The 25901-nt window shown below is 68.7% G+C and carries 26 protein-coding genes; 4 read left to right on the top strand and 22 right to left on the bottom strand.

Annotated elements, in window-relative coordinates:
* Positions 1 to 65: 65 nt before the first annotated feature.
* The 10 genes from tatC to OG624_RS09975 all read right to left on the bottom strand — a co-directional run bounded on the left by tatC (position 66) and on the right by OG624_RS09975 (position 8473).
* Complete coding sequence (tatC, locus tag OG624_RS09930) at positions 66 to 1031, bottom strand: twin-arginine translocase subunit TatC (protein ID WP_033226507.1); 966 nt, start codon at positions 1029 to 1031, stop codon at positions 66 to 68.
* A 47-nt stretch (positions 1032 to 1078) separates the two neighbouring features.
* Entirely contained in the window at positions 1079 to 1366 is a 288-nt protein-coding gene (gene tatA, locus OG624_RS09935) for a Sec-independent protein translocase subunit TatA (protein WP_033226508.1), read from the bottom strand.
* Between the two features lie 179 nt (positions 1367 to 1545).
* Complete coding sequence (locus tag OG624_RS09940) at positions 1546 to 1746, bottom strand: hypothetical protein (RefSeq protein ID WP_033226509.1); 201 nt, start codon at positions 1744 to 1746, stop codon at positions 1546 to 1548.
* A gap of 26 nt (positions 1747 to 1772) precedes the next feature.
* Positions 1773 to 2000 (bottom strand): hypothetical protein, encoded by a 228-nt coding sequence (locus OG624_RS09945; protein ID WP_030723389.1) that lies wholly within the window; start codon positions 1998 to 2000, stop codon positions 1773 to 1775.
* Positions 2001 to 2014: 14 nt separating this feature from the next.
* A complete protein-coding gene (locus tag OG624_RS09950) occupies positions 2015 to 2983 on the bottom strand; it encodes a helix-turn-helix transcriptional regulator (protein ID WP_030723386.1) in 969 nt (322 codons plus the stop codon).
* A 114-nt stretch (positions 2984 to 3097) separates the two neighbouring features.
* Entirely contained in the window at positions 3098 to 4060 is a 963-nt protein-coding gene (locus OG624_RS09955) for a helix-turn-helix transcriptional regulator (RefSeq protein WP_033226510.1), read from the bottom strand.
* A gap of 170 nt (positions 4061 to 4230) precedes the next feature.
* A complete protein-coding gene (locus OG624_RS09960) occupies positions 4231 to 4623 on the bottom strand; it encodes an FKBP-type peptidyl-prolyl cis-trans isomerase (protein WP_033226511.1) in 393 nt (130 codons plus the stop codon).
* Between the two features lie 28 nt (positions 4624 to 4651).
* Complete coding sequence (locus OG624_RS09965; protein WP_033226513.1) at positions 4652 to 5593, bottom strand: FKBP-type peptidyl-prolyl cis-trans isomerase; 942 nt, start codon at positions 5591 to 5593, stop codon at positions 4652 to 4654.
* A gap of 127 nt (positions 5594 to 5720) precedes the next feature.
* Positions 5721 to 7082, bottom strand: coding sequence for a Pup--protein ligase (gene pafA, locus OG624_RS09970; protein ID WP_030016332.1), 1362 nt, complete (start codon positions 7080 to 7082; stop codon positions 5721 to 5723).
* Between the two features lie 128 nt (positions 7083 to 7210).
* Entirely contained in the window at positions 7211 to 8473 is a 1263-nt protein-coding gene (locus OG624_RS09975) for an MFS transporter (protein WP_033226537.1), read from the bottom strand.
* Between the two features lie 144 nt (positions 8474 to 8617).
* Here OG624_RS09975 and OG624_RS09980 point away from each other — a divergent pair, with 144 nt between their 5' ends.
* Positions 8618 to 9622, top strand: coding sequence for a LacI family DNA-binding transcriptional regulator (locus OG624_RS09980; protein ID WP_371639328.1), 1005 nt, complete (start codon positions 8618 to 8620; stop codon positions 9620 to 9622).
* A gap of 66 nt (positions 9623 to 9688) precedes the next feature.
* Here OG624_RS09980 and prcA read toward each other — a convergent pair whose 3' ends face one another.
* The 6 genes from prcA to arc form a co-directional block, all read right to left on the bottom strand.
* On the bottom strand, positions 9689 to 10453 hold the full coding sequence (prcA, locus tag OG624_RS09985; RefSeq protein ID WP_078909722.1) for a proteasome subunit alpha: 765 nt from the start codon (positions 10451 to 10453) through the stop codon (positions 9689 to 9691).
* Positions 10454 to 10499: 46 nt separating this feature from the next.
* On the bottom strand, positions 10500 to 11339 hold the full coding sequence (gene prcB, locus OG624_RS09990; RefSeq protein WP_033226518.1) for a proteasome subunit beta: 840 nt from the start codon (positions 11337 to 11339) through the stop codon (positions 10500 to 10502).
* Positions 11320 to 11898 carry an endonuclease VII domain-containing protein gene (locus OG624_RS09995; RefSeq protein WP_349252302.1) on the bottom strand — a complete coding sequence of 193 codons (579 nt, stop codon included), beginning with the start codon at positions 11896 to 11898 and terminating at the stop codon, positions 11320 to 11322. Before OG624_RS09995 ends, prcB begins: the two co-directional genes overlap by 20 nt.
* Before the next feature lie 23 nt (positions 11899 to 11921).
* On the bottom strand, positions 11922 to 12134 hold the full coding sequence (locus OG624_RS10000; protein WP_030233608.1) for a ubiquitin-like protein Pup: 213 nt from the start codon (positions 12132 to 12134) through the stop codon (positions 11922 to 11924).
* Positions 12135 to 12307: 173 nt separating this feature from the next.
* Positions 12308 to 13819 carry a depupylase/deamidase Dop gene (dop, locus tag OG624_RS10005; RefSeq protein WP_033226522.1) on the bottom strand — a complete coding sequence of 504 codons (1512 nt, stop codon included), beginning with the start codon at positions 13817 to 13819 and terminating at the stop codon, positions 12308 to 12310.
* 266 nt (positions 13820 to 14085) lie between these two features.
* Positions 14086 to 15852, bottom strand: a complete 1767-nt coding sequence (gene arc / locus OG624_RS10010) for a proteasome ATPase (RefSeq protein ID WP_030723365.1) — start codon at positions 15850 to 15852, stop codon at positions 14086 to 14088.
* A 264-nt stretch (positions 15853 to 16116) separates the two neighbouring features.
* On the opposite strand from arc, the gene OG624_RS10015 reads away from it, so the two are divergent.
* A complete protein-coding gene (locus OG624_RS10015; RefSeq protein ID WP_030723362.1) occupies positions 16117 to 16437 on the top strand; it encodes a ferredoxin in 321 nt (106 codons plus the stop codon).
* Positions 16438 to 16441: 4 nt separating this feature from the next.
* Here the strand turns inward: OG624_RS10015 and OG624_RS10020 are convergent, their stop codons facing one another.
* The 3 genes from OG624_RS10020 to OG624_RS10030 form a co-directional block, all read right to left on the bottom strand.
* Positions 16442 to 17053 carry a hypothetical protein gene (locus OG624_RS10020; RefSeq protein WP_033226524.1) on the bottom strand — a complete coding sequence of 204 codons (612 nt, stop codon included), beginning with the start codon at positions 17051 to 17053 and terminating at the stop codon, positions 16442 to 16444.
* A 179-nt stretch (positions 17054 to 17232) separates the two neighbouring features.
* Positions 17233 to 18129, bottom strand: coding sequence for a tRNA (adenine-N1)-methyltransferase (locus tag OG624_RS10025; protein WP_033226525.1), 897 nt, complete (start codon positions 18127 to 18129; stop codon positions 17233 to 17235).
* A gap of 18 nt (positions 18130 to 18147) precedes the next feature.
* Positions 18148 to 19434 carry a site-2 protease family protein gene (locus tag OG624_RS10030; protein WP_371587502.1) on the bottom strand — a complete coding sequence of 429 codons (1287 nt, stop codon included), beginning with the start codon at positions 19432 to 19434 and terminating at the stop codon, positions 18148 to 18150.
* A gap of 68 nt (positions 19435 to 19502) precedes the next feature.
* On the opposite strand from OG624_RS10030, the gene OG624_RS10035 reads away from it, so the two are divergent.
* The gene (locus tag OG624_RS10035) at positions 19503 to 20417 is read left to right on the top strand and encodes a RecB family exonuclease (protein ID WP_202505273.1); all 915 of its coding nucleotides are present in this window, start codon (positions 19503 to 19505) and stop codon (positions 20415 to 20417) included.
* A gap of 64 nt (positions 20418 to 20481) precedes the next feature.
* Complete coding sequence (locus OG624_RS10040; RefSeq protein WP_033226527.1) at positions 20482 to 21153, top strand: response regulator; 672 nt, start codon at positions 20482 to 20484, stop codon at positions 21151 to 21153.
* Between the two features lie 110 nt (positions 21154 to 21263).
* On the opposite strand, the gene OG624_RS10045 is transcribed toward OG624_RS10040, so the two are convergent.
* From OG624_RS10045 to OG624_RS10055, 3 genes are all read right to left on the bottom strand, one after another.
* A complete protein-coding gene (locus tag OG624_RS10045; protein ID WP_033226539.1) occupies positions 21264 to 22847 on the bottom strand; it encodes an ABC transporter substrate-binding protein in 1584 nt (527 codons plus the stop codon).
* 71 nt (positions 22848 to 22918) lie between these two features.
* Positions 22919 to 24523, bottom strand: coding sequence for an ABC transporter substrate-binding protein (locus OG624_RS10050; RefSeq protein ID WP_033226529.1), 1605 nt, complete (start codon positions 24521 to 24523; stop codon positions 22919 to 22921).
* Between the two features lie 581 nt (positions 24524 to 25104).
* On the bottom strand, positions 25105 to 25806 hold the full coding sequence (locus OG624_RS10055) for an HAD family hydrolase (protein ID WP_033226530.1): 702 nt from the start codon (positions 25804 to 25806) through the stop codon (positions 25105 to 25107).
* Between the last annotated feature and the right edge of the window lie 95 nt (positions 25807 to 25901).

Genomic DNA, 25901 nt, shown 5'->3' on the forward strand with positions numbered 1-25901 from the left:
CCCTTTCCCGGACCTCGGTCGCCCCCGGGTCGGGCGCCTCCCGGCCGGGGCCGGGGGCGCACCGGTCAGGTGGCGTCGTCGTAGCCGTTGATCCGCTGGCGTCCGCCGTCGGCCTGCTCGGGCAGCGCGGCGGGAGCCGGGACCGACTCCAGATCACCGATCGGCGCCGGGGTGAGGTCCAGCTGGGAGGCCTCGTCGTCGCTCAGGCCCGCGTCGGGGTCGTTGCGCCTGCGCCTGCGGTCGTTGAGGAGACAGAGGCCGAGGGCGGCGAAGTAGAGGGCCACGATGGGCACGGCCAGCGCGAGCATCGTCGGCGGGTCACCGGTCGGGGTCGCGAAGGCGGCGAAGATCGTGATGCCGAGGACCATGCCCCGCCACCAGCTCGCCAGCCGCTTGCCGGTCAGCACCCCGGTGAAGTTCAGCAGGATCAGCAGCAGCGGCAGCTCGAAGGCCAGGCCGAACACGATCACCATGCGGGTGACCAGGTCGAGGTAGTCGTCGACCGGCAGCAGGTTGCGCGCGTGGTCCGGGGTGAACTCGAGCATGATCGTCGCGGTCTGCGGGAGGATCTTGTACGCGAGCACCGCGCCGGTCAGGAAGAGCGGCGCGCCGACGGCGACGAAGCTCCGCGCGTACTTCTTCTCGTGACTGTGCAGCCCGGGCGCGGCGAACGCCCACAGCTGGTACAGCCACACCGGCGCAGACAGCACCACACCGGCCATCAGGGAGACCTTCAGGGCGATCGAGAACGCCGAGATCAGACCGTTCACGGTCATGTCGGCGCAGGGGCGACCGTTGCGCTGGGTCACCACACCGTCGGTGCAGCCGACGGAGTCCAGCATCGGCTTCAGCAGGAAGTTGATGATGTCCCGGTAGAAGAACGCGGCGACGATCGTGATCACCACGATCGCCACGACCGACTTCAGCAGGCGGTTTCGGAGCTCACGCAGGTGCTCGACGAGAGGCATGCGCCCTTCGGCGTCCTTGGCCTGTCGTTCTTTCTTCTCCTGCTTGCGGGCAGAGTTGAGCAACCCACGTCCCTTGTCTCGTCGCAGATGACTGGCGTGTACGGCGGGTGTCAGCCCTGGGTGGTGCGGTTCGGCTCGCTCACCGGACGCGAGCTGGTGACGTCACCCGGCGCGGCCTGGATGGTACGCGGGGCGACCGGCTGGGCGGACTGGTCCGCGGGCGCGGCGGGGGCGGCGTCGTCGCTCTCGCCGTCCTTCTTCATGGCCTTGGCCTCGCTCTTGAGGATGCGGGCCGACTTGCCGAGGGAGCGGGCCATGTCGGGGAGCTTCTTGGCACCGAACAGCAGGATGACGAGTCCGACGATGACGAGGATTTCCCAACCCCTGAAGTTGCCCATAGGTATCTTCCTTCTCTCCGAGGTTCACAGCACGCCGGACGGGCGCCTAGGACTTGCTCTACCGAGGATCGTAACCCCAGGGGGTTAACGCCCGGCAATCCCCGGGGGTCCTCACGCTTGCACTCGGGCAGGTTCGCAATGCCCCCGTCACACACATTCGTCCCGGCGGACGGCACCGACTACGGACGTACGCCGTGTCCCGCCCGGGCCAGGTCGACGGCCGCCCGCTCCAGATCCGCCGAGGCATCGGTGATCCGGCGGCTGGCCTGCGCCACCTGCGAGGCCAGCCTGCGCACCTCCATGTACACCCGTACCGCGAGCACCGCGAGCACGGCCACGCCGAGGAAACCCAGGACAATTGCGAACATCGGCCACAGCATGGGCCGAGCCTAGGCCACCCGCCGGGTCAGATGCTGCGCAGGGTGCTCACGCCACCGCCGGTGAGCAGCTCCACGATCCGCTCGCCGGCCGGTTTGCGTACGGCGGCACCGCATTCAGGACAGGTGAAGGAGTAGAACGTGGTCCGCCGGCTGCCGCCGATGGCCAGCCGCAGGGCGGCCGCGTCCAGCTCGAAGCGGGCACGGCAGTCGGGACAGGAGGCCTTGAAGGCGACGGGCCCGGACGTTGGCGACATCGACCGCGATCCCCTCAGACCTGTTCCCCGTATCCCGCCAGTGCCTCCCGGGCGGCGCTGCGCGCGCTGTCCGCCAGCTCGGCCGGAGCCACGATCCGGCCCTCACGACCCAGTCGCAGGGCAAGCCGGCGCAGCGAGGCCGGGTCCGGGCTGCGCAGGGTGATCCGCAGACCGCCCCCGGTCAGCTCCTCCGCGCTGTCGTGCGGGTAGTACTCGGCGACCCAGCGTCCGCCCGGCTCCACCTCGACCACGACCTCCGGGTCCTCGGCAGCCGGCTGGACCAGGCCCTCGGACAGGTCACGCGGCTCGATGGCGGGCGGCTCGGCCCGCTCGTCCAGCAGCCGGATCTCCGCGACCCGGTCGAGGCGGAAGGTGCGCCGGGCCTCCGAGAGGTGACACCAGCCCTCCATGTACGTGTGCCCCACCGCGAACAGCCGGATCGGGTCGACCTTGCGCTCGGTGAGCTCGTCGCGCGCCGGCGAGTAGTAGCGCAGCCACAGCCGACGGCGCTCCGCGATGGCCCGGTCGACGTCCGCGAAGACCCCGCCCTCGGACTCGAAGGTCACCGACAGCCGGGAGCTGGCCCCGGCCACCTCGCCCGCGGCCGCCTCCAGCTTGGCGGTCGCCCGCAGCAGGGCGTCCCGGTCGCTCTCGCGCAGCCCGGGCAGCGTGGCCACCGCGCGGGCGGCCACCAACAGCGCGGTCGCCTCGTCGGCGGCCAGCCGCAGCGGCTCCGCCGTGGACTCCCCCGAGGCGTCGGGATTGCGCCACCAGATGCGCTCCCCGTCGGTGTCGATGTCGAGCAGGTCCCCGCCCCGGAAGCTCGTCCCGCACATGGGCAGCACGTCGAGGTCCGAGATCAGCTCGTCCTCGGTGATCCCGAAGGCGCGCGCCACGTCCGCGACGTGCGCACCGGGGCGCTCGCGCAGGTAGGTCACCAGGGACAGCATCCGGCGGGTCTGGTCGATGGCGTTGGCAGCCATGCTGGTACGTCTCCCCCTCAGGGCACATCTGTGGATGTCGCTCTTGTGGAACGGTGCTGGAACGGTGCGGCCGCGGATCGGCCGCCGGGCCCGCGGGCCCCGGGATCGGGCCGCTCAGGCCCCGGCGACGGCCCGCAGCCGGTCCACCACGTCCGCCCGCAGGTCGGCGGGACCGACCACGACGACGTCGGGCCCGAACTCCACCAGCCAGGCGTCCAGCCCGTGCCCGTAGGGGATCTCCAGCTCGTCCCAGCCGTCCCCGCCCCCGCCCTCGCGTACCGCGGTGGCCTTGGCCCGCAGCGGATAGCCCGCCCCGGCCCGCAGCCGGATCAGCGCGGAGCGGTCCGCGCTCTCCCCGGCCCAGCTCGCCACGGTCTCCCGCACGGTCACCACGTCCGGCACCTCGGCGGTGTACTTCGCCGCCCGGGAACGCACCTTGCCGGTGATCCGGGAGAGCCGGAACACCCGCTCCGCCCCACGGTCACGGTCGTAGCCGGCCAGGTACCAGTGGCCGCGCCAGCACTCCAGCGCCCAGGGCTCCACCTGCCGTGTCTCGGGCCGGGCGGCGGTGGACTTGCGGTAGTCGAAGACCACCGGCCGACGGTCCCGGCAGGCCAGCATCAAAGGCTCGAAGGCCGCCTCGTGGACCGGGATGCGCGGCTCGATCGCGCTGTGCTGTCCCTCGTACGGGTCCTCCGCCTCGGGCATCCCGCCCGCGCGCAGCTTCTGCAGGGCCCCGCTCGCGGCCCCCGCCAGCCGTGCCTGCTGCCAGACCTTGGCCGCCAGCCCCAGGGCCGCGGCCTCCTCGGCGTCGAGGGAGACGGGAGGCAGCCGGTTGCTGTCCCGGCGGGCCAGGTAGCCGGTCTCACCGTCCAGGTTCTCCACCGTCTCGATGACGAGACCGAGTTCCCGCAGGTCGTCCTTGTCCCGCTCGAACATGCGGTTGAAGGACTCGTCGTTCCCGGCCTCCATGTAGGCCTCGATGGAACCGCGCAACTCCCGCTTGCTGAGCGGTCGGCGGGTCCCCAGCAGACACAGCGCCAGATTCATCAGCCGCTCGGCCTTGGCAATCGCCATCGACGCCCTTCCGCCCTTCTCCGCCGGCACATCCGTCGGACCGTCACACGGGCCACGACCCGATGTGGACGGACCCGTTGACCGTTGACCGTACCGCCCCGGCGCGCCCGGGCAAAAGCGAGGGGCCCCGCCGGACGGCGGGGGCCCCTCGACCGATCACGATGTGCGGATCAGCCGACCTTGACCAGGTCGCAGACGAAGATCAGCGTCTCGCCCGGGGCGATCGCACCGCCCGCGCCACGGTCGCCGTAGGCGAGGTGCGCCGGGATCGTCAGCTTGCGGCGGCCGCCGACCTTCATCCCCTGGACGCCCTGGTCCCAACCGGCGATGACCTGACCGACACCCAGCTGGAACTGGAGCGCGGAACCACGGTTCCAGGAGGCGTCGAACTCCTCACCGGTGGAGAAGGCCACGCCCACGTAGTGCACGGAGACGAGGTCGCCCTTCTTGGCCTCCGCGCCGTCGCCGACCCATTCGTCCTTGATCACGAGGTCCTTGGGGGCGTCGCCCTCGGGGAAGTCGATCTCGGGCTTCTGCAGGTCACTCACGGAACTTCTCCTCATACGTACGAAATGGTCAACCGGAACAGTCTTACATCACGGTGAGGATGTCGAGGCTGAAGACCAGCGTCGACTTCGCCGGGATGGTGCCCTGCTCCTTGTCGCCGAAGCCCTGGTCCGGCGGGATGACCAGCAGGATCCGGCTGCCGGCCTTCTTGCCGACCAGACCGTCCTTCAGACCCTTGACCGAAAGCTCACCCAGCGGCCAGGTGACCGTCTGGTCACTGGTGTAGGTGCTCTCGAAGGACTTGTCGTCCTTCCACGTCTTGCCGTTGAACTTGACCACGACACTGTCGGTGTCCTTGACCACCGGACCGTCACCCTCGATGACGTAGTTCGAGACCAGCTTGGTGGGCTCGGCGGTGTCCTTCGGGACGGTCACGGAGACTTCCTTGCCGTCCGTGTTCGTGCCGACCTTGGGCAGGTCCTTGTTCTCCTGGGCCACTTCCTTGCCCGTCGCCGAGGCCGGAACGGTCGCACCCTTGACGATGTCGACGACGAAGACCAGGGTGGCGTCCCCCTTGATCTTCGGAGGCGAGCCCTGCGCCCCGTAACCGAGCTCCGGCGGAATCACCAGCTCGACACGGCTGCCGACCTTCTGACCCTCCAGGCCCTGGTCCCAGCCCTTGATGACGGCGCCGGCGCCGATCGTCACGTCGAACGGCGCGGGCCGCCCGAAGCTCTTGTCGAACGGCTCCTTGCCGTCCCACACCTGGCCGAGGTAGTGGACCTGCGCGATGTCGTTCTTCTTCAGCACCTGCCCGGTGCCCTCGCTGATCGTCACCACCTTGAGCTCCTTGGGCGGCGTGCCCTTCCCCTTCGACAGGGTGGGCGTCTCCCCGAAGGCGGCACCCTTGGTGATCGCGGGGGCCCCGTTCTTCATCTGGGCGGAGTCGGAGCCGCTGTCGTCTCCACACGCTGCGGTCGTCAGCAGCAGGAGGGGTACGACAAGCAGGCCGGCAAGTCGGCGCACGGGTTCCTCAGATCTCAGACGGCAAAGCGGTCGCTCGCCACTCTAAGCCGTGCACAGGGCCCCGTACGAGAGACGTACGAGGCCCTGGCGAGGAGTGCGATGTCACACTGCGGTCACTCTGCGGGTCCTACATACCCGCGATCAGCTTCTCCACCCGGTCGTCCACCGACCGGAACGGGTCCTTGCACAGCACCGTCCGCTGCGCCTGGTCGTTGAGCTTCAGATGCACCCAGTCGACCGTGAAGTCCCGCCGCTGCTCCTGCGCCCGACGGATGAAGTCCCCGCGCAGCCGCGCCCGCGTCGTCTGCGGAGGCACCGACTTGCCCTCGAAGATCTTCAGGTCGTTGCAGATCCGCGCCGCCTGCCCCTTGCGCTCCAGCAGGTAGTACAGCCCGCGCCGACGGTGGATGTCGTGATACGCGAGGTCTATCTGAGCCACCCGCGGATTCGACATGGTCATGTTGTGCTTGGCCCGGTACCGCTCGATCAGCTGGTACTTCATGACCCAGTCGATCTCGGTCCCGATCCGGTCCAGATCCTCCGCGTCGATCGCGTCGAGCGTGCGACCCCACAGCTCCAGCACCTGGTCCACCACGCCGGTACGGATCCCCCGGCGCTCGGCGAAGTCCACCGCCTTGTCGTAGTACTCCCGCTGGATCTCCAGCGCCGAGGCCTCCCGACCACTCGCCAGACGCACCTTGCGCTGACCCGTGATGTCGTGACTGACCTCACGGATCGCCCGGATCGGGTTCTCCAGGGTCAGATCCCGCATCACCGTGCCCGCCTCGATCATGCGCAGCACCAGATCGGTGGCCCCGACCTTGAGCAGCATGGTCGTCTCGGACATGTTCGAGTCACCCACGATGACGTGCAGCCTGCGGTAGCGCTCGGCGTCCGCGTGCGGCTCGTCCCGGGTGTTGATGATCGGCCGCGAACGGGTCGTCGCGGAGCTGACACCCTCCCAGATGTGCTCGGCCCGCTGACTCACGCAGTAGACCGCACCCCGCGGCGTCTGCAGCACCTTGCCGGCGCCACAGATCAGCTGCCGCGTGACAAGGAACGGAATGAGAATGTCCGCCAGGCGGGAGAATTCCCCGTGCCGGGCCACCAGGTAGTTCTCGTGGCAGCCGTACGAGTTGCCCGCCGAGTCGGTGTTGTTCTTGAAGAGATAGACGTCGCCCGCGATTCCCTCCTCGTGCAGGCGGCGTTCGGCGTCGACGAGCAGACCTTCGAGAATGCGCTCGCCTGCTTTGTCGTGGGTGACCAGCTCGGTCACGTTGTCGCATTCGGGTGTTGCATATTCCGGATGCGAACCCACGTCGAGGTACAGGCGGGCGCCGTTCCGCAGGAAGACATTGCTGCTGCGGCCCCATGACACAACACGGCGGAAGAGGTAGCGCGCCACTTCGTCAGGAGACAGTCGGCGCTGTCCCCTGAACGTGCACGTGACGCCGTACTCGTTCTCCAGCCCGAAAATGCGGCGGTCCATGACTGAACATTACGCCTTCTGCCCTCTTCTGAAACCGGGTTCGGGAGCGCCGTTTCGATCAGTTCCCGTCAGCGGGCCGATCCACGCCCCGATCACGGCCCGATCGGCCCATCCGGCGCACCCACCGATCAGGGCGCCGACGGCACCTCCGACGGCACGTCAGAGGCAACCTCCGACACGCCGTCAGGCGACGCCGCCACCGCCCGGCTTCGCCCACCCGTCGACAACGCCCGCTGAGTGACCATCAGAACCAGCAGCGCCGAGAACCCCGCCACGCCCGCCACCCCGAAGCCCGCGGCCGTACCACCCAGCTCCACCGCCGGACCCGCCGCCGCCGTACCGATCGCCGCACCCACCCCGAAGAACGTCACCAGCCACGAGAACGCCTCCGTCACCGTGCCCGCCGGGGCATGCCGGTCCACGACGATGAACGCACACGCCAGCGCCGGCGCCAGGAACACGCCCGACAGCGCCGACAGCCCCGTCATCGCCACCGCACCCGGAACCAGCATCAGCGGCAGATAGCAGACCGCCAGCAGACCCACCAACAGCAGCAACCGCCGCTCGGGCGCACCGGCCCACTGCCGCGCGCCGTAGAACACACCACCGATCAACGCACCCAGACCCAGCGCCGCCATCAGCCAGCCGTACACCGCCTGACCACCGTGATCGTCCGCGTACGCCACACCCGCCACCGTGATCGAACCCAGCGCCATGCCCACGAAGAAGAACGCACCCAGCAGCGCCAGCAGCCCCCGCGAACGCAGCGCCCCCAGCCAGTGCGCCTCCCGCGGCGCCGAACGCCACTTCCGCGACGGCTCACTCACCACCACCGACAGCGCACCCAGCACACCGATCGCGTTCAACGCCAGCAGCGCCCCCGCCGGCGACCACATCGCCACGAACAGCGTCACCAGCAGCGGGCCGACGGTGAACATGACCTCCTGGGCCACCGCGTCCATCGCGTACGCGGCGTGCACCTTCTCCTCACGACCGCCCAGCACCCCCGGCCACAGCGCCCGCAGCCCGCCCTCCAGCGGCGGCGTGAACAGCCCCGCGACCACCACCGCCGCGTACGCGGCCACCGCCGACCCCGTACCCGAGAGCGCCAGCCACACCATGCCCAGCGCGGACAGCACCGCGGCCGGCAACTGCACCCGCGGCTGCCCGAACAGGTCCACCGCCCGACCCAGCAGCGGCTGACCCACCGCGTTCGCCAGCCCGTACACGGCGGCCAACGCCCCAGCCAGGCTGTAGCTCCCGCCCTCCGCGCGCGTGAACAGCACGATCGCGATCGGCCCGGTGGCATTCGGCAGCCGGCCCACGAGCGTGCCCACCAGCAGCCTCGCGGCGTGCCGGGTCCTGAGCAGCTCCGCGTATCCCGCGGCCATGTCCGCCCCCTTCTGCCCGGACCAGCCGGGAGTCAACGAAGTAATACGTATAACTAGACCTGTCATACGTACCATGGCCGCAGTCCACCGGTCCACCCCGCGGACCCCACCACACCCCCCGACCTCGCAGTTCAGGAGCCCCCTGTGACGAGACCCACCAGCCGCGACGTGGCCACCGCCGCCGGGGTCTCCCAGGCCACCGTCTCCCTCGTCCTCGGCGACAAATGGCCCGGCCGCGTCTCCGAACGCACCGCCACCCACGTCCGCGAAACAGCCACCCGCCTCGGCTACCGCCCCAACCTCGCCGCCCGCAACCTCCGCCTCGGCACCACCCGCACCGCCCTCCTCGTCGTCCCCGCCCTCACCAACGAATTCTTCGCCCGCGTCTACACCGGCGCCGCCCGCGTCGCCGCCGAACACGACTTCGGCGTCGTCCTCTACCCCTCCCCCGACGGCACCGGCCCCGCCCGCGACCCCTTCGCCTCCGCCCGCGCCGCCCTCGACGGAGTCATCGCCTCCTCCATGGCCGCCGACGCCCTCGACGCCATCGGCGGCGCCACCCTCCCCCTCGTCATGCTCGACAGCGACCCCACCGCCGGCACCGCCGCCGCCCACATCAACCTCGCCATGGCCGACGGCATGCGCCAGATCACCGAACACCTCCTCCCCCTCGGCCACCGCCGCTTCCTCCACCTCGCCTCCGCCATCGACACCTGGACCTTCCACACCCGCGCAGAAGCCCTCAGAGCCCTCCTCGGCCCCGACACCGAGCTGCGCACCGTACGGGCCCCCCTCACCGTCGAAGGCGCCCGCACGGCCATGGAGACCGCCCTGGCGACCCCCCAGGACCGACCCACCGCCATCGTCTGCGACGACGACATCCTCGCCGCCGGCGCCTGCAAGGCCGCCCGCCGCCTCGGCCTGCGCATCCCCGAGGACCTCTCCGTCACCGGCTTCGACGACCTCGCCCTCGCCACCGCCGTCGAACCCGAACTCACCACCGTCCACCTCCCCGCCGAACGCGTCGGCGAACAGGGCATGGCCGCGCTCCTCGCCGTCCTCGAAGGCACCACCTGGACCGCACCCGACATCCCCGTCCGGCTCGTCGTCCGCGACTCCACGGGCCCCGCCCCGACGCCGCAGCCGTAGCCGTCCGGACACGACGAAGCCCCGGCCCGCCACGAACGGCGAACCGGGGCTCCTCCCACACGACGACTACTCGGCGTCGTCCTCCGGCGCCTCGTCGTTCGACACGGCATCGGCCTGCACCGCCGCCGTCACGTCCGCCTCCAGCAGCCGCGACAGCTGCCGACCCCGGATCCGCTTGAACTTGCGCTGCTGCGACCGCGTACGGTCCAGCACCGCGACCTCCAGCCGCTCCGCCGGAATCGTCTTGTCCGCACCGTTGGCCTGGCTGGACAACGCCTGCACCGCCAGCTTCAACGCCTCCGACAGGGTCATCCCGTCCTGGTGACGCTGATCCAGGAAGGTACTGATCTGCTCGGCATTGCCACCGACCGCGACCGAACCGTGCTCGTCCACGATCGACCCGTCGTGCGGCAGCCGGTAGATCTGGTCACCCGCGGCCGTCGCACCGACCTCCGCGACCACCAGCTCCACCTCGTACGGCTTCTCACCCGCCGAGGAGAAGATGGTGCCGAGCGTCTGCGCGTAGACGTTCGCCAGCCCACGGGCCGTCACATCGTCACGGTCGTAGGTGTATCCACGCAGATCCGCGTACCGCACACCACCGATCCGCAGGTTCTCGTACTCGTTGTACTTGCCGGCGGCCGCGAAGCCGATCCGGTCGTAGATCTCGCTGAACTTGTGCAGCGCACGGGACGGGTTCTCGCCGACGAACACGATGCCGTCGGCGTACTGCAGCACGACCAGGCTGCGACCGCGGGCGATGCCCTTGCGGGCGTATTCCGCCCGGTCGGCCATGGCCTGCTGGGGTGACACATAGAACGGAGTCGACACCGGCTGTCCGTCCCTTTCTTCTGGGCTCCTACGGGGCGACGGATGGTCAGAGCAGGGCGGCGCGCGGGCCGTCGGGCTGCTCCAGCCGACGGTTGGTGACCGTACGGGCGAGCTCCTGCGACTCGTCGTCGGTCAGCCTGCGGAACCCCTCGTCCGTGATCACGGTGACGATCGGGTAGATGTGGCGGTACAGGTCCGGCCCACCGGTCGCCGAGTCGTCGTCGGCGGCGTCGTACAGCGCCTGGACGACCAGGGTGGTGGCCTGCTCCTCCGTCAGATCGGGACGGAAGAGCTTCTTCATCGAGCCCCGGGCGAAGATCGAACCGGAACCGGTGGCGGCGTAGCCGTGCTCCTCGGAGCGACCGCCGGTCACGTCGTAGGAGAAGATCCGACCCTTCTCCTTGGCCTCGTCGTACCCCGCGAACAGCGGCACGACGGCCAGACCCTGCATCGCCATCCCCAGATTGCTCCGGATCATGGTGGAGAGCCGGTTGGCCTTGCCCTCCAGGGACAGGGTCGTCCCCTCGACCTTCTCGAAGTGCTCCAGCTCCAGCTGGAACAGCTTGACCATCTCCACGGCCAGGCCGGCCGTACCGGCGATACCGACGGCGGAGTACTCGTCGGCGGGGAACACCTTCTCGATGTCCCGCTGCGCGATCATGTTCCCCATGGTCGCCCGCCGGTCACCGGCGAGGACGACCCCGCCGGGGAAGGTGGCGGCGACGATGGTCGTCCCGTGCGGCGCCTCGACGACACCCTCCGGCAGCTTGCGGTTGCCGGGCAGCATGTCGGGCGAGTGCGCGCCCAGGAAGTCCATGAAGGACGACGACCCCGGCGTCAGGAAGGCTGCCGGTAGACGCCCTGTGTTACGAGTGTTGGCTTCCACGCGTTCCCTCCAGATACTCAGCGGCCCGACGCATGCGTTCGGGGTCTTCCTTGAACAGGCCTACGCCCACATTGCAGTTCAAGCAAAGTACGCCACGGACCCTACCCGTCTTGTGGCAATGATCCACATGAACGGCCGGAGCCCGGAGGCAGAGGTAGCAGACCCCGCCCTGAGCTGCAATGATCGCGTCTCGCACAGCCTCAGTGATGCCGTACGAACGCTTGAGATAGTGCGCTCGACCCTCGACGGCTCGACACGCTTTGCAGCGAGTCGACAAGCCGTCGGAGGCCGTTCTGTTCCGATCCCATTCGGAGTGCGGCTTAATCTCCCCACATCTGCGGCAGTGCTTATGCCCGGGCGGGGCAGCGACCAATGGGCGGACATTCTTCCCCTTGGCCAGCTGCCGCTCTTGGTGATACTCCGCTGCGCATGGCCTGCAGTAACACTGCAGGCCATCCCGCGCCGCACGGTTGGCCGCGAAAGCCTCACGAGGCTTCTCTGCGCCACAGCGAGGACACCGCTTCACAGCCCCTGCCACCCAACCCCTCCCTGGGGTCACTCACCTTCGATTCGAAGGTGAAATCACTCTCCACCCTTTTGAACGAAGGATCGCACGAAGTCCTCGGCGTTCTCCTCGAGTACATCGTCAATCTCGTCAAGTACGGAGTCGACGTCGTCGGAGAGCTTTTCCTGGCGCTCCTTGAGGTCGGTCGATTCCTCGACCGCCGCCTCCTCGACCTCTTCGGTCGAGCGCGTCGCCTTCTGCTGTCCGCCGCCGGTGTCCTTGGTCGCCATGTCTACCTCACCCCGCTCGGTTCGCACGCTCATGTCGAGAGACCCCGGGATTCGGGATCTCTCAAGATCAGACCCTACGTCGGACCCTATAGGGAGGGTCCGACATTCGTCCCCGTACTTTCACAGTCCGGTTCTCTTCATGATTCCCGGACCGAAGGCCTTTCAGGCCCGTTTCACTGCCCCGAAAGCACCCGGACCAGGTCCTCCGCCGTGCGACAGCGGTCCAGGAGCTCCTTGACGTGGTTACGGGTCCCCCGCAGGGGTTCCAGCGTCGGGACCCGCTGGAGCGAGTCCCGGCCGGGGAGGTCGAAGATCACCGAGTCCCAGGACGCCGCCGCCACGTCGTCCGCGTACTGCTCCAGGCAGCGGCCGCGGAAATACGCCCGGGTGTCCTCCGGAGGCTTGCTCTGAGCCCGCTCCACGGCCGGCTCCTCCACCAGGCGCTTCATCTTGCCGCGGGCCACCAGGCGGTTGTACAGGCCCTTCTCGGGTCGTACGTCCGAGTACTGGAGGTCCACGAGGTGCAGCCGCGCCGCGTCCCAGTTCAGCCCGTCCCGGCGCCGGTAGCCCTCCAGGATCTCCTTCTTGGCGATCCAGTCCAGCTCCCCCGACAGACTCATCGGGTCGCTCTCCAGCCGGCCCAGCACGTCCTCCCAGCGGGCCAGCACGTCCTTGGTCTGCTCGTCCGCGTCGGACCCGAAACGTTCGTCCACGTACTTGCGGGCCAGCTCGAAGTACTCCATCTGCAGTTGCACCGCGGTCAGTGTCCGGCCGCTGCGCAGCGTGATCAGGTGGTGCAGGTCCGGGTCGTGGGAGACCTGGTGCAGGGTGCGTACGGGCTGGTCGACGGCCAGGTCGACGTTGATGAACCCGTCCTCGATCATGGACAGGACAAGTGCTGTCGTGCCGAGTTTGAGGTAGGTGGAGATCTCGGAGAGGTTGGCGTCTCCGATGATCACGTGGAGCCGGCGGTACTTCTCGGCGTCCGAGTGCGGCTCGTCGCGGGTGTTGATGATGGGGCGTTTGAGGGTGGTCTCCAGACCGACCTCGACCTCGAAGTAGTCCGCGCGCTGGCTGATCTGGAAGCCGTGTTCGCGGCCGTCCTGGCCGATGCCCACGCGTCCCGCGCCGGTCACGACCTGTCGCGAGACGAAGAAGGGGGTCAGGTGGCGCACGATCTCCGAGAAGGGGGTCTCCCGCTTCATCAGGTAGTTCTCGTGCGTGCCGTAGGAGGCGCCCTTGTTGTCGGTGTTGTTCTTGTAGAGGTGGATCGGCTGGGCGCCGGGGAGCTGGGCGGCGCGTACGGCCGCCTCGGCCATGATCCGCTCGCCGGCCTTGTCCCACAGGACGGCGTCGAGCGGGTTGGTGATCTCGGGCGAGCTGTATTCGGGGTGTGCGTGGTCGACGTAGAGCCGTGCGCCGTTCGTGAGGATGACGTTGGCGAGGCCGATGTCCTCGTCGGTCAGCTGGCTGTTGTCGGCGGCCTCGCGGGCGAGGTCGAAGCCGCGGGCGTCCCGCAGCGGATTCTCCTCCTCGAAGTCCCAGCGGGCGCGTCGCGCCCGGTGCATCGCCGCCGCGTAGGCGTTGACGATCTGGGACGAGGTGAGCATGGCATTGGCGTTCGGGTGCCCCGGGACGGAGATCCCGTACTCCGTCTCGATCCCCATTACTCGCCGTACGGTCATGCGGCCCTCCTTGCCCGGCGGCGCTCCCCTTTCGGGAGCGGCGCTCAAGTACCGCTGGTGCTCCGGTGCGTGTGCCTGTGCGGTGCCCGTCCCCGCACTGCGCGTCCGGCGGTACGGAAGAGCCTAGAACCACTGCGCGCTCGTGGGGAGATCATTTCCGTCATTCGATCCGCCTCGTCACCGGCTGAAAAGCGGCCGGTAAAGCGGTGGGGTAAAGCAGTCGGCTGCGGATGCCCGGGGAGGGCATCCGCAGCCGCCCCGCTTTGTCAGAGGTACTGACCGGTGTTTGCCACCGTGTCGATGGAGCGTCCGGTGTCCGCGCCTTGCTTTCCGGTGACGAGGGTGCGGATGAATACGATCCGCTCGCCCTTCTTTCCGGAGATGCGGGCCCAGTCGTCCGGGTTGGTGGTGTTGGGCAGGTCCTCGTTCTCCTTGAACTCGTCCACGCAGGCCTGGAGCAGGTGGGCCACCCGCAGACCCTTCTGGTTGTGTTCGAGGAAGGCCTTGATGGCCATCTTCTTGGCCCGGTCGACGATGTTCTGGATCATCGCGCCGGAGTTGAAGTCCTTGAAGTAGAGGACTTCCTTGTCGCCGTTGGCGTACGTGACCTCGAGGAAGCGGTTCTCCTCGGTTTCGGCGTACATCTGCTCGACGACGGTCTGGATCATGCTGTGGACGGTGCCGTCCTTGGAGTCCTGGTGTTCGGACAGGTCGTCCGAGTGCAGGGGCAGCGAGGCCTTGAGGTACTTCGCGAAGATGTCCTTCGCGGCCTCGGCGTCCGGGCGCTCGATCTTGATCTTCACGTCGAGCCGGCCGGGGCGCAGGATGGCAGGGTCGATCATGTCCTCGCGGTTGGAGGCGCCGATGACGATGACGTTCTCCAGGCCTTCCACGCCGTCGATCTCGGCGAGCAGCTGGGGGACGATGGTGTTCTCCACGTCCGAGCTGACGCCTGATCCGCGGGTGCGGAAGAGGGATTCCATCTCGTCGAAGAAGACGATGACGGGGGTGCCCTCGCTGGCCTTCTCGCGGGCACGTTGGAAGACGAGGCGGATGTGCCGCTCGGTCTCGCCGACGTACTTGTTGAGGAGTTCGGGGCCCTTGATGTTCAGGAAGTAGGACTTCCCGGCGGGCTGGCCGGTGACCTCGGCGACCTTCTTGGCAAGGGAGTTGGCGACGGCCTTGGCGATGAGCGTCTTGCCGCAGCCGGGCGGGCCGTAGAGCAGGATGCCCTTCGGGGGCCGCAGTTCGTGTTCCTTGAAGAGGTCGGGGTAGAGGTACGGGAGCTCGACCGCGTCGCGGATCAGCTCGATCTGGTCGCCCAGGCCGCCGATCTTGTCGTAGTCGATGTCGGGGACCTCTTCGAGGACGAGTTCTTCGACCTCGCTCTTGGGGACGACCTCGTAGACGTAGCCGGAGCGGGGTTCGAGCAGGAGGGCGTCGCCGGGGCGGATGGTGATGTCCAGGAGCGGCTCGGCGAGCCTCACCACCCTTTCCTCGTCGGTGTGCCCGACGACCAGGGCGCGCTCGCCGTCCTCGAGGATCTCCTTGAGGGTGACGATGTCCCCGGCCCGCTCGAATTCCATGGCCTCGACCACGTTGAGGGCCTCGTTGAGCATGACCTCCTGGCCGCGCCGGAGGTCTTCCGGGTCGACGCTGGGGCTGACGTTCACGCGGAGCTTTCGGCCTCCGGTGAAGATGTCGACGGTGCCGTCCTCGTTGGCTTGCAGGAAGACACCGAAACCGGCCGGCGGCTGGGCGAGCCGGTCGACTTCTTCCTTGAGGGCCACGATCTGGTCTCGGGCCTCACGGAGGGTATTCGCGAGTCGTTCGTTCTGTGCGGATACGCCGGCCAGGTTTGTCTGGAGCTCGACGATCCGCTCTTCGAGAATCCTCGTGTGTCGCGGAGAGTCGGCGAGCTTTCGTCGCAGGACGGCGATTTCCTGCTCGAGATAGGCAACCTGGCCGGCGGGGTCCTCGGACCCTCGCGCGGGCCGGATGCCGCGGTTGATGTCGTCGTCGTGGGCTGCCACGGTCCTCACCTCCTCCAAGGGGAGCTGGACGCTTCCTGACCCTACCTGGGCTGGTGGTGATTGAAACCCCTAGATCACAAAGACGGTAGAGGTGTGTCCGATCTTCACCCTTGCGTACTCCCTCACGCCAAGGAAATACCCACCCATCAAACTCGGGAAGCAGCCGGTTGTAAGGTCGAAGCGTTCAACACCCGTCAGGGCCCGCGCGACTTGCTGCGGGTTTCGACCGGGATGGATCACTCAGCGCAGGGAACGGCAGGAGATATGACCGTGCAGCAGGAGGCTCCGACGGGCGGTGCCGGTGAGGCCGGCGAGCCGCTCGAGGTCTGGATCGATCAGGACCTGTGCACCGGGGACGGCATCTGCGTGCAGTACGCGCCTGAGGTGTTCGAGCTGGACATCGATGGTCTGGCGTATGTGAAGAGTCCGGAGGACGAGCTGCTGCAGGACGCGGGGGCGACCACTCCGGTTCCGCTGACGCTGCTCCAGGACGTGGTCGACTCGGCCAAGGAATGTCCGGGGGACTGCATTCATGTGAGGCGCGTCTCGGACAGGGTGGAAGTCTTCGGTCCCGACGCGGAGTGACGTTTCAAACACTCCTGGCGGCCGAGTCCGTCAGCTCCTGGCGGAATTTTCCGTCGCGCCAGCGCCACTTGGCGAGCTGTTTCGTGTCGGGGCTGTAGCGGGGTACGTCGGGTGAGGAGTAGCCGACGAGGGTCGCGGTGACGAGTCCGTCGCGCACGGTGAGCTCGGTGGCGGTCTGTCGTCGGGCTGCTTCGAGCAGGGTGGCGACGACGCGGGGCGGGGTGCCTTCGGCGGGGTCCTGGACGAGTACGTAGATCGCGTGGGGCGGGGTGCCGGAGCCGGCGTCGCAGCGGACGGCGGCCACGGTCTCGGGGCGGCCGTCTCCGTCGAGGTCGCCCTGGGCGCTGGTGGTGACGGTCTGCGGGGCGCCCTTGCAGTCGAGGGGGTAGGTGACCGCTGCCGGGTCGGGTGCGGTGGCCAGGGGGCCCTTCGCGGGGGGCTGGGCGGCTGCTCCGGTGGTGTGGGTGGCCGGGGTGCCGGTGGCGGGCTGTACGAGTCCTGCGCCGGCTATGACGGCTGCCATGGCGGTGGCCGTGGCGAGCCAGTGGACGGGCCTGGTGCGGCTGTGCTCCAGGGTGTGCGGGAGCGGGGCCGTCTCGGCGTGGCTGTGCGGCACGCGGGGTGTCTCCTGTGCGAAGGGTGACGGGGAGCCAGCATCGTGCCACACCTCACAGGGCGGAGGAACGGCTGGGTCCGGGGCTGGTGCACGGGACAACGAAAAGGCGCTGTGGCGCAGTTCCCGGGTGGGTCGGGGGAACTGCGCCACAGCGCCTTCGTGTTGGGTCTGCGGGGCCGTTATGCGGAGCGGTCGCTGCCGGGGCCGTCGTAGTCCTCGCCGTAGGCGCCCTTGGCGGGGCGGCGGCGGCGCATGGGGGGCTCGACGCCGTCCGCGAGGCGGCGGGCGGTGACGAGGAAGCCGGTGTGGCCGATCATGCGGTGGTCCGGGCGGACGGCGAGGCCTTCCACGTGCCAGTTGCGGATCATCGATTCCCAGGGCTGCGGCTCGGCGAAGCAGCCGATCTCGCGGATGGACTCGACGGTCTTGGAGAGCTGGGTGGTGGTGGCGACGTAGCAGCAGAGGATGCCGCCGGGTACCAGGGCCTTCTTGACCGCCTCGAGGCACTCCCAGGGGGCGAGCATGTCGAGGATGACGCGGTCGACGTCGGTCTCGTCCAGGTTGTCCTGGAGGTCGCCCACGGTCAGCTTCCACGCGGGGTGGGGGCCGCCGAAGTAGCGTTCGACGTTGGCGGTGGCGATCTCGGCGAAGTCCGCGCGGCGCTCGTAGCTGTGGAGCATGCCCTGGTCGCCGATGGCGCGCAGCAGGAAGCTGCTCAGGGAGCCGGAGCCCACTCCCGCTTCCACGACGCGGGCGCCGGGGAAGATGTCGGCGAAGGCCAGGATCTGGCCCGCGTCCTTGGGGTAGACCACGGCGGCGCCGCGGGGCATGGACAGGACATAGTCGGGGAGCAGGGGGCGCAGCGCGAGGTATGCGACGTTGCCCGTGGTGCGGACAACGCTGCCTTCGGGAGAGCCGATCAGCTCGTCGTGCGGGAAGGAACCCTTGTGGGTGTGGAAATTCTTCCCTGCTTCGAGCGTGAACGTGTAGTGGCGGCCCTTGGGGTCGGTGAGCTGTACCTGGTCCCCGACCTCGAAGGGCCCGCGTCGGCGGGCGGCACCGGTCGGTTCGGACATGTGACCAGTGTATTGGCTTCAGGACTGGGGCCGTGCCATGGCCTTCACGAAGGCTTTTTCGACGTCGAGGGTGGACAGGACGCCGTAGATGGTGCCGGTGGGTTCGAGGACGAGGTATTCGGTGGCGGGGGTGGCGCGGAGGTGGTCGAGGAGTTCTTCGCCGGTGAGGTCCGCTGAAACCTTCATGCCGTCGGTGAGGTCCTGGGCGAGGGTGCTGACGGCGACCCAGGGGCGGCGGTGTTCGGGGACGGAGGCGATGGCGGTTTCGCGGACGATGGCGGTGGGGTCGCCTTGGCCGTCGACGACGACGAGGGCGCGGGCGCCGGCTTCGTTGGCGCGGCGTAGTGCTTCGGAGAGGGGGGTGGCGTTCTCGACGGGGATGGCGCGTCGGGTGAGGGTGCGGGCGCGTAGTTCGGGGAGGTGTTCGCGCAGGCGGGCCATGCGCAGGCTGTTGCCGGCGCCGGTCCAGATGATGCCGGCGAGGATGGCGGCGAGGAGGGCGTCCATGACGGTGTTCATGCCGCCGATTTCCGAGGTGCGGTTGCCGAGGACGCCGGTGTGGGTGAGGAGGGGGAGGCCGAGGAGGACGGCGAGGGCGAGGCCGCGGCCGACCCAGGCGGCGGCGATGGTGCCGGTCATGGGTTTGCCGGTGATGCCCCAGATGACGGCGCGGAGCATGCGGCCGCCGTCGAGGGGGAGGCCGGGGAGCAGGTTGAAGGCGGCGACGAGCAGGTTGGAGATCATCAGGCCGGCGAGGAGGACGCCGGGGACGGTGGCCGGGTCGACGGCTTTCATGCCGAGGTAGAAGGCTCCGGTGAGGACGAGGGAGAGCAGGGGGCCGACGAAGGCGAGGACGAATTCGCGGCCGGGTGTCTCGGATTCCTTCTCGATCTCGGAGACTCCGCCGAAGAACTGGAGCTGGATGCGGCGCACGGGGAGTTTGAAGCGGAGGGCCGCGACGGTGTGCGCGAGTTCGTGGACCAGGACGGAGGCGTAGAAGGCGACCGCGAAGAAGAGGGAGACGAGGTAGCGGACGGGTCCGAGGTCGGGCAGGACGCGGTCGAGCTGGTCGCCGAAGACCCAGGTGATGAGGGCGGCGACGAGGAACCAGCTGGGCGAGACGTAGACGGGTACGCCGAAGGGGCGGCCCATGAGGAGTCCGCCGCCCGGTCCGGAGCGGCCGCCTGAGCGCTCGCCGGTTTCGTCGGTGTCTGCCACGGCTGTCCTTCGTTCGGTGCTGGTGTTTCCAGTGTGTTCTGTTCGTGTACGGGGTGGTGGTGTAGCGGGTTGTGATGCTCCGATCATGCAGTGCGAGGGGGCTCGGCGTCGATGGTATGCGCGTCCTGTCGGTGGTGGGTCGTAGGGTTTTGTGCATGACGACGAGCCCCGGTGCTGTGCCTGGCGCAGCCGATGCCGAAGTGCGGAGCGCTGTGGCGCCCTCTTCGCTTTCCCCTTCGCGGGCGAGCGATTTCATGCAGTGCCCGCTGCTGTACCGGTTCCGGGTGATCGACAGGTTGCCGGAGAAGCCCAGTGCGGCTGCTACCCGCGGGACGTTGGTGCATGCGGTGCTGGAGCGGCTTTTCGATCATCCGGCGCAGGAGCGGACGGCGCCGGCGGCGAAGGCGTTGCTGCCGGGGCAGTGGGACCGGTTGCTGGAGTCGAAGCCGGAGCTGATGGGGTTGTTCCCGGAGGGTGACGAGGGGGCGGGGCTGGCGCGGTGGCTGACGGAGGCCGAGGCGCTGGTGGAGCGGTGGTTCACGTTGGAGGACCCGACGCGGCTGGAGCCGGTGGAGCGGGAGTTCTTCGTGGAGACGGAGCTGGAGTCGGGGCTGCGGCTGCGCGGGATCATCGACCGGGTGGACGTGGCGCCGACGGGTGAGGTGCGGATCGTCGACTACAAGACGGGGAAGGCGCCGCGGCCGGAGTATGCCGAGGGTGCGCTGTTCCAGATGAAGTTCTACGCGCTGGTGGTGTGGCGGCTGAAGCGGGTGGTGCCGCGGCGGTTGCAGCTGGTGTATCTGGGCAGTGGGGATGTGTTGACGTACGACCCGGTGGTGGCGGATCTGGAGCGGGTGGAGCGCAAGCTGCTGGCGTTGTGGGAGGCGATCCGGGAGGCGACGGAGTCGGGTGAGTGGCGGCCGCGGCCGACGAAGCTGTGCGGCTGGTGTGATCATCAGGCGGTGTGTCCGGAGTTCGGTGGTACTCCCCCGCCGTACCCGTTGGTGATCTCTCCGCGTCCTGAGGTGAACCCGGTGGTGCCGGGGGTGGAGCGCCCGACGGAGTCCTGATCCCGGGGTCAGGGCAGAATGGTCGGGCCCGCCGTAGCCGTCCGACGAATACGAGGTAGACCCCGTGGCGATCCGCGTCCTTCTGGTCGACGACCAGCCGCTGCTGCGCACCGGCTTCCGGATGATCCTGGAGGCGGAGGAGGACCTGGCGGTGGTCGGTGAGGCCGGGGACGGTCTGCAGGCGTTGGACCAGGTGCGGGCGCTGCAGCCCGATGTGGTGCTGATGGACATCCGGATGCCGCGGATGGACGGGGTGGAGGCGACCCGGCAGATCACGGGTCCGGAGCGGGACGGGCCGGCGAAGGTGCTGGTGCTGACCACGTTCGATCTGGACGAGTACGTGGTGGAGGCGCTGCGGGCGGGGGCGAGCGGGTTCTTGTTGAAGGACGCGCCGGCGGTGGAGTTGGTGCAGGCGATCCGGGTGGTCGCGGCGGGTGAGGCGATGCTCGCGCCGAGCATCACGCGGCGGCTGCTGGACAAGTACGCGGGGCATCTGCCGTCGGGTGAGGAGAGCCTGCCGAACAGCTTGGGGACGCTGACCGAGCGTGAGGTCGAGGTGCTGAAGCTGGTGTCCCGGGGGTTGTCGAACGCGGAGATCGCGGCGGATCTGTTCGTGAGCGAGACGACGGTCAAGACGCATGTGGGGCATGTGCTGACGAAGCTGGGGTTGCGGGACCGGGTCCAGGCGGCGGTGTACGCGTACGAGAGCGGTCTGGTGCGTCCCGGGGCCCAGTAGGTCCGTCGGGCCGGGGCTCGGATGCGTGAAGGGGCCGTACGCGCGTGTGCGCGTACGGCCCCTTCGCGTGGTGCCGGGCCCGCCCGTGGGCGGGTCCGGCTCCGGTGGCGTCAGCCCTTGCTGATCTCCCAGAAGCGGAAGACGGTCGAGGCGTCGAGGGACCACTGCAGGCCGCTGACGTTCTGGCGGGTGACGGCGTACTGCTTGCCCTGCCAGAGCGGGATGAGCGGGAGCTCCTCGGCGACGATGTCCTGGAGGCGGTTGTAGTCGGTGTTGGCCGCGGTGCGGTCGGACTTCGCGGAGGTCGACGGGATGATCGTCCCGGTGATCTCCTTGTTGTCGTAGTTGTTGTTCAGCACGTTGTCCGGGCCGAAGAACGGCTGCGTGAAGTTGTCGGCGTCCGGGTAGTCGGGCACCCAGCCCTTCACGTACACGCCGTACTTGCCGGCCTGGATGTCCTTCTCGTACTGCTCGTACTCGACGGACTTGACGTCGGCGTCGAAGAGGCCGCTGTCGTTGAGCTGCTTGGCGATGACCTCGAACTGCTGGTCCGTGGAGGGGCCGTAGCGGGAGGGGGTCGAGTACAGGGTGACCTTGACCTTGCCGGTGATGTTCGCGGCCTTGAGGACGGCCTTGGCCTTCTCGGGCTGCGGGGTGCCGCCGTAGCGGTCGAAGAACGGGGTCGTGTGGCCGGCGATGCCGGTGGGCACGATGGAGTAGAGCGCGGTGGCGGTGCCCGCGTACACGTCGCGGACGAGGGCTTCGCGGTCGATGAGGTAGGCCATGGCCTTGCGCACGGGGAGCTTGCCGACGACGGGGTCGTTGACGTTGAACACCATGTGCTCGACCTCGGCGCCGGTGCCCTGGACGACGTCGACCTTGTTGTCGCCGGTCTTGCTGGAGGCGAGGGCGGCGATGTCCTTGGCGGCGAGGCCGCGGAAGGCGAAGTCGACGTCGCCGCTTTCGAGGGTCGTCTTGAGGCCGGCCTGGTCGCCGTTGAAGAACTTCAGCGTGACGCCGGTGTTCTTGGCCTTGGCCTTGCCGCTGTAGGACTCGTTGACGGAGAAGCTGGCGCTCTTCTCGCCGAAGGAGTCGAGCTTGTAGACGCCGGAGCCGATGGCCTTGTTGTCGGTGCGCAGCTTGTCGACCGGGTACTCGGCGTGGTCGACGATGGAGCCGGCGCCCGAGGCGATCTTGCTGGGGAAGGTGGCGTCGGAGGTCTTGAGCTTGAAGACGACGGTCTTGTCGTCGGGGGCGTCGATGCTCGCGATGGAGGCGAGCATGACGGCCGGGCCGTTCGCGTCGTTGATCTTCAGGGTGCGCTCGAAGGAGAACTTGACGTCCTTCGAGGTGAGGCTGTGGCCGTTGCTGAACTTCAGGCCGTCGCGCAGGGTGCACTTGTAGAGCTTGCTGTCGCCGCCCTCGAAGCCGCAGGTCTGGGCGGCGTCGGGCTCGGGGGTGGTGCCGCCCTTGGGGAAGCTCAGCAGCGACTGGAAGACGTTGTTGAAGAGCAGCCAGGAGCCGGGGTCGTAGCCCGATGCCGGGTCGACGGACTTCACCTTGTCGGATATGCCCATGACCACGCCCTTGCCGCTACCGGCATTGGAGCCATCGGTCGAGCCGCAACCGCTGAGCAGCGCGGCGGCGGTGGCCGCGCCGAGCGGGGCCGCCAGCCACTGGTTACGTCGATTCACGCGAACGTCCTTCACAGTCGAACTGTTTCGTTGGTCCGGCTCGCGACTTCCGCTGCCGGTCGATGCCTTGCTCAGCCGCTTACGCCACGGCCGAGCTCCCACAGCTGGAGGTCGGAGATGGCGTTGACCGACCACTCCACTCCGGTGATCCCGTCGCGTGCGGCGACGTACTGCTTGCCCTGCCACAGGGGCAGGACGGGCACGTCCTCGGCGACGATGTCCTGTATCTCCGTGATCGCGGGGACGGCGATCGTGCGATCGCCCGCCCGCCGGGATTCGGGGATGAGCCTGGTGCGCACCGCGCTGTTGGCGTACGGCGTGCCCAGGAAGTTGTCCTGCTCCAGGAACGGGGCGAGGAAGTTGTCGGCGTCCGGGTAGTCGGGGAACCAGCCGAGCCCGTAGGCGGCGTGGTCGCCCTTCTTCTGGGCGGGGCGGAATTCCGCCCATTCGCTGCCCTGGACGGTGATGTCGAAGAGGCCGGTGGAGTTCAGCTGGGCCTTGAGGGCGTCGAACTCGGCGGCCGTGCCGTCGCCGTAGTGGTCGCTGGTGTAGTGCAGGGTCAGCTTGACCGGGGTCTTGATCCCGGCGTCCTTCAGCAGGGCGGCGGCCTTGGGTGTGTTGGCGTCGCCGTACTTGTTGTAGAAGGAGTTGACGTGGCCCGTGACGGTGGTGGGGACCAGCGAGTAGAGCGGCTGCGCGGACTTGCCGTAGACCTTGGAGATGAGCTGGCCGCGGTCGACGGCGGCGGCGAGTGCCTGGCGTACGGCCTTGTCCTTGACGACCGGTGCCTCGGTGTTGAAGCCGAGGTAGCGGATCTCCAGGCCGGGCATCGGGACCAGCTTGACGCCCTTGGGGGGCTGGGCGCTGAACTCGGTGATCTGGGCCGGCGACAGGGTGCGGGAGACCATGTGGATCTTCCCGTCGGTGAGTGCCTTGCCCATGGCCGGGGAGTCGGTGAAGGTGCGCAGCTCGACCTTGTCGTTCTGCAGCTTGAGGTCGCCCTTGTAGTGGGGGTTCTTGGTGAAGACGGCGCGGACCAGTCGGCCGCTCTTGACCTCGGCCTTCATCGTGTAGGGGCCGGAGCCGTCCACGGCGAAGCCCTCGCGGAGCTTCTTGGCGTCGTAGTTCTTCTCGCTGACGATGCCGGCGGCGGGGGTGGAGAGCTTGAAGGGGAAGGTCGCGTCCGGGGTCTTCAGGTGGAAGACGACGGTGTCGGCGCCCTTGACCTCGACGTTGTCGAGGGTGGAGAGGAGCGAGGAGGGGCCGTTCTCGTCCTTGATGGCGAGGACGCGGTCGATGGAGAACTTGACGTCCTTGGCGGTGAGGGGCTCACCGTCGGCGAACTTCAGACCGGGGCGCAGGGTGCAGCGGTAGCTCTCGTTGCCGGAGTCGGTGAAGCGGCAGGCGGAGGCCGCTTCGGGGACGGGCTGGCCGCCGCCGCGCGGGGTGTGCATCAGCGTCTGGACGGTCTGGCGCAGGACGTTCCAGGCGCCGGCGTCGTAGGCGTAGGCCGGGTCGAAGGGGGCGGGAGCGAAGTCTGCGGCCTCGAACCGATCGGTGGTTCCGACGACGATCGCTCCGGATCCTGCTCCTCCGCCGCTCGCGCTGCCGCAGGCGGCCAGCGCGGGGGTGAGCAGTCCGGCCGCGGCCGTCAGCACCATGGTCTTGCGGTTCATGCTGGAAGTACTCCCTGTAACCGGCACTTGTTCAAAGCGGCGTAGAGGGCACTTCGCGGCGGTCGCCCGTTCAGGGCGGAACGATCGGGCCGGTGGTGTGACGATCGGTCCACGCGGTCCCGGCACAGGGGTGTGTGTCGGGGACGGCTGAGGTGCGGCGTAGTGCCCGCGTCGACACTAGTGGTCCGGGACGGGATGGCTGGAACTGACCGGACTTGGGGCGTAATCGCACCGTGATCGGAGCGAACTGCCTGTTCACGCGCAGGGTCGCGCAGATTCGGTCAGGGGCTGATCAATGCGGACACATTGGAAGCCGCGGGGACCTCGGAGTGGGCCCGTAGAGGGTGCGGAGGGTGACCAAGGTCACCCTCCGCAACGGCCCCCGAGAGGATGGAATTTCAGCCTCCGACACCCGACACGGAAGATCCTTCCGTCAGGGCGCGGTCGGACCGCGTTCCGTTCGGCACGGAGCGTGCTCGGGGGGTTTCGATGCGTGGCAATGCATACCGATGTGGGTCAGTGCATGCCGATGTGTCCGCTTGGGTGGAGTGCGGGCCCGACGGAGGGCCCGGTCGTCACTCTCAGTTCATCGGAGCGATGAGCGAGCGCAGGAACGCGAGGTCGACGTCCTCCAGCGAGCGGACGACCGTACGCCCGGGGGCTGGTTCGATCACACCGACCGAGGGGATGGCCACGACCCGGCAGCCGGCGGCCTCGGCGGCCGCCACCCCGGTGCGGGTGTCCTCGATGACCGCGCACCGCGAGGGGTGCGCGCCCAGCGAGCGCGCGGCGAACAGGTACGGGTCGGGGTGCGGCTTGGTACGCGCCACCTCGTCGCCGGCGACCGTCATCGTGAAGCGGTCGCGGCCGAGGGTGAGGAGCACCTGGTCGATGACCCGGCGGTGGGAGGCGGAGACCAGGGCGGTGGGCACGTTGTGCCGGGCGAGCTCGCTCAGCAGCCGCTCGGCGCCGGGCATCAACGGCACCCGCTCGGCGATGCGGGCCTCGAAGCGCTCGTTGAGCAGGACGCTCAGCTCGGCGAGGCCGATGGCGGCGCCGGTCGCCTCGATCAGGAAGGTCCCGCTGCGGCTCATCGGGCCGCCGACGACCACGTCCCGCCAGGCCTCGTCCAGGCGGTGGCCCAGCTCCTGGAAGATCTCGGCCTCGATCTCCCACCAGAAGCCTTCGGTGTCCACCAAGGTGCCGTCCATGTCGAGCAGCACCGCCTGCAGGGCAGAACCGTCGGCCGTACGGGCGACGGGGGCGGGAACGGTGCTCGTCATGCGCATGCCTCTCAGAAGGGACGAGAAGGCCGGTCACCTCTTCCGCGGGGCATACCACCCCGGGGAACAGGCGACCGGCCTGTATGGGACCGACA

Source organism: Streptomyces virginiae (assembly GCF_041432505.1).
GTDB classification, from domain to species: Bacteria; Actinomycetota; Actinomycetes; order Streptomycetales; family Streptomycetaceae; genus Streptomyces; species Streptomyces virginiae_A.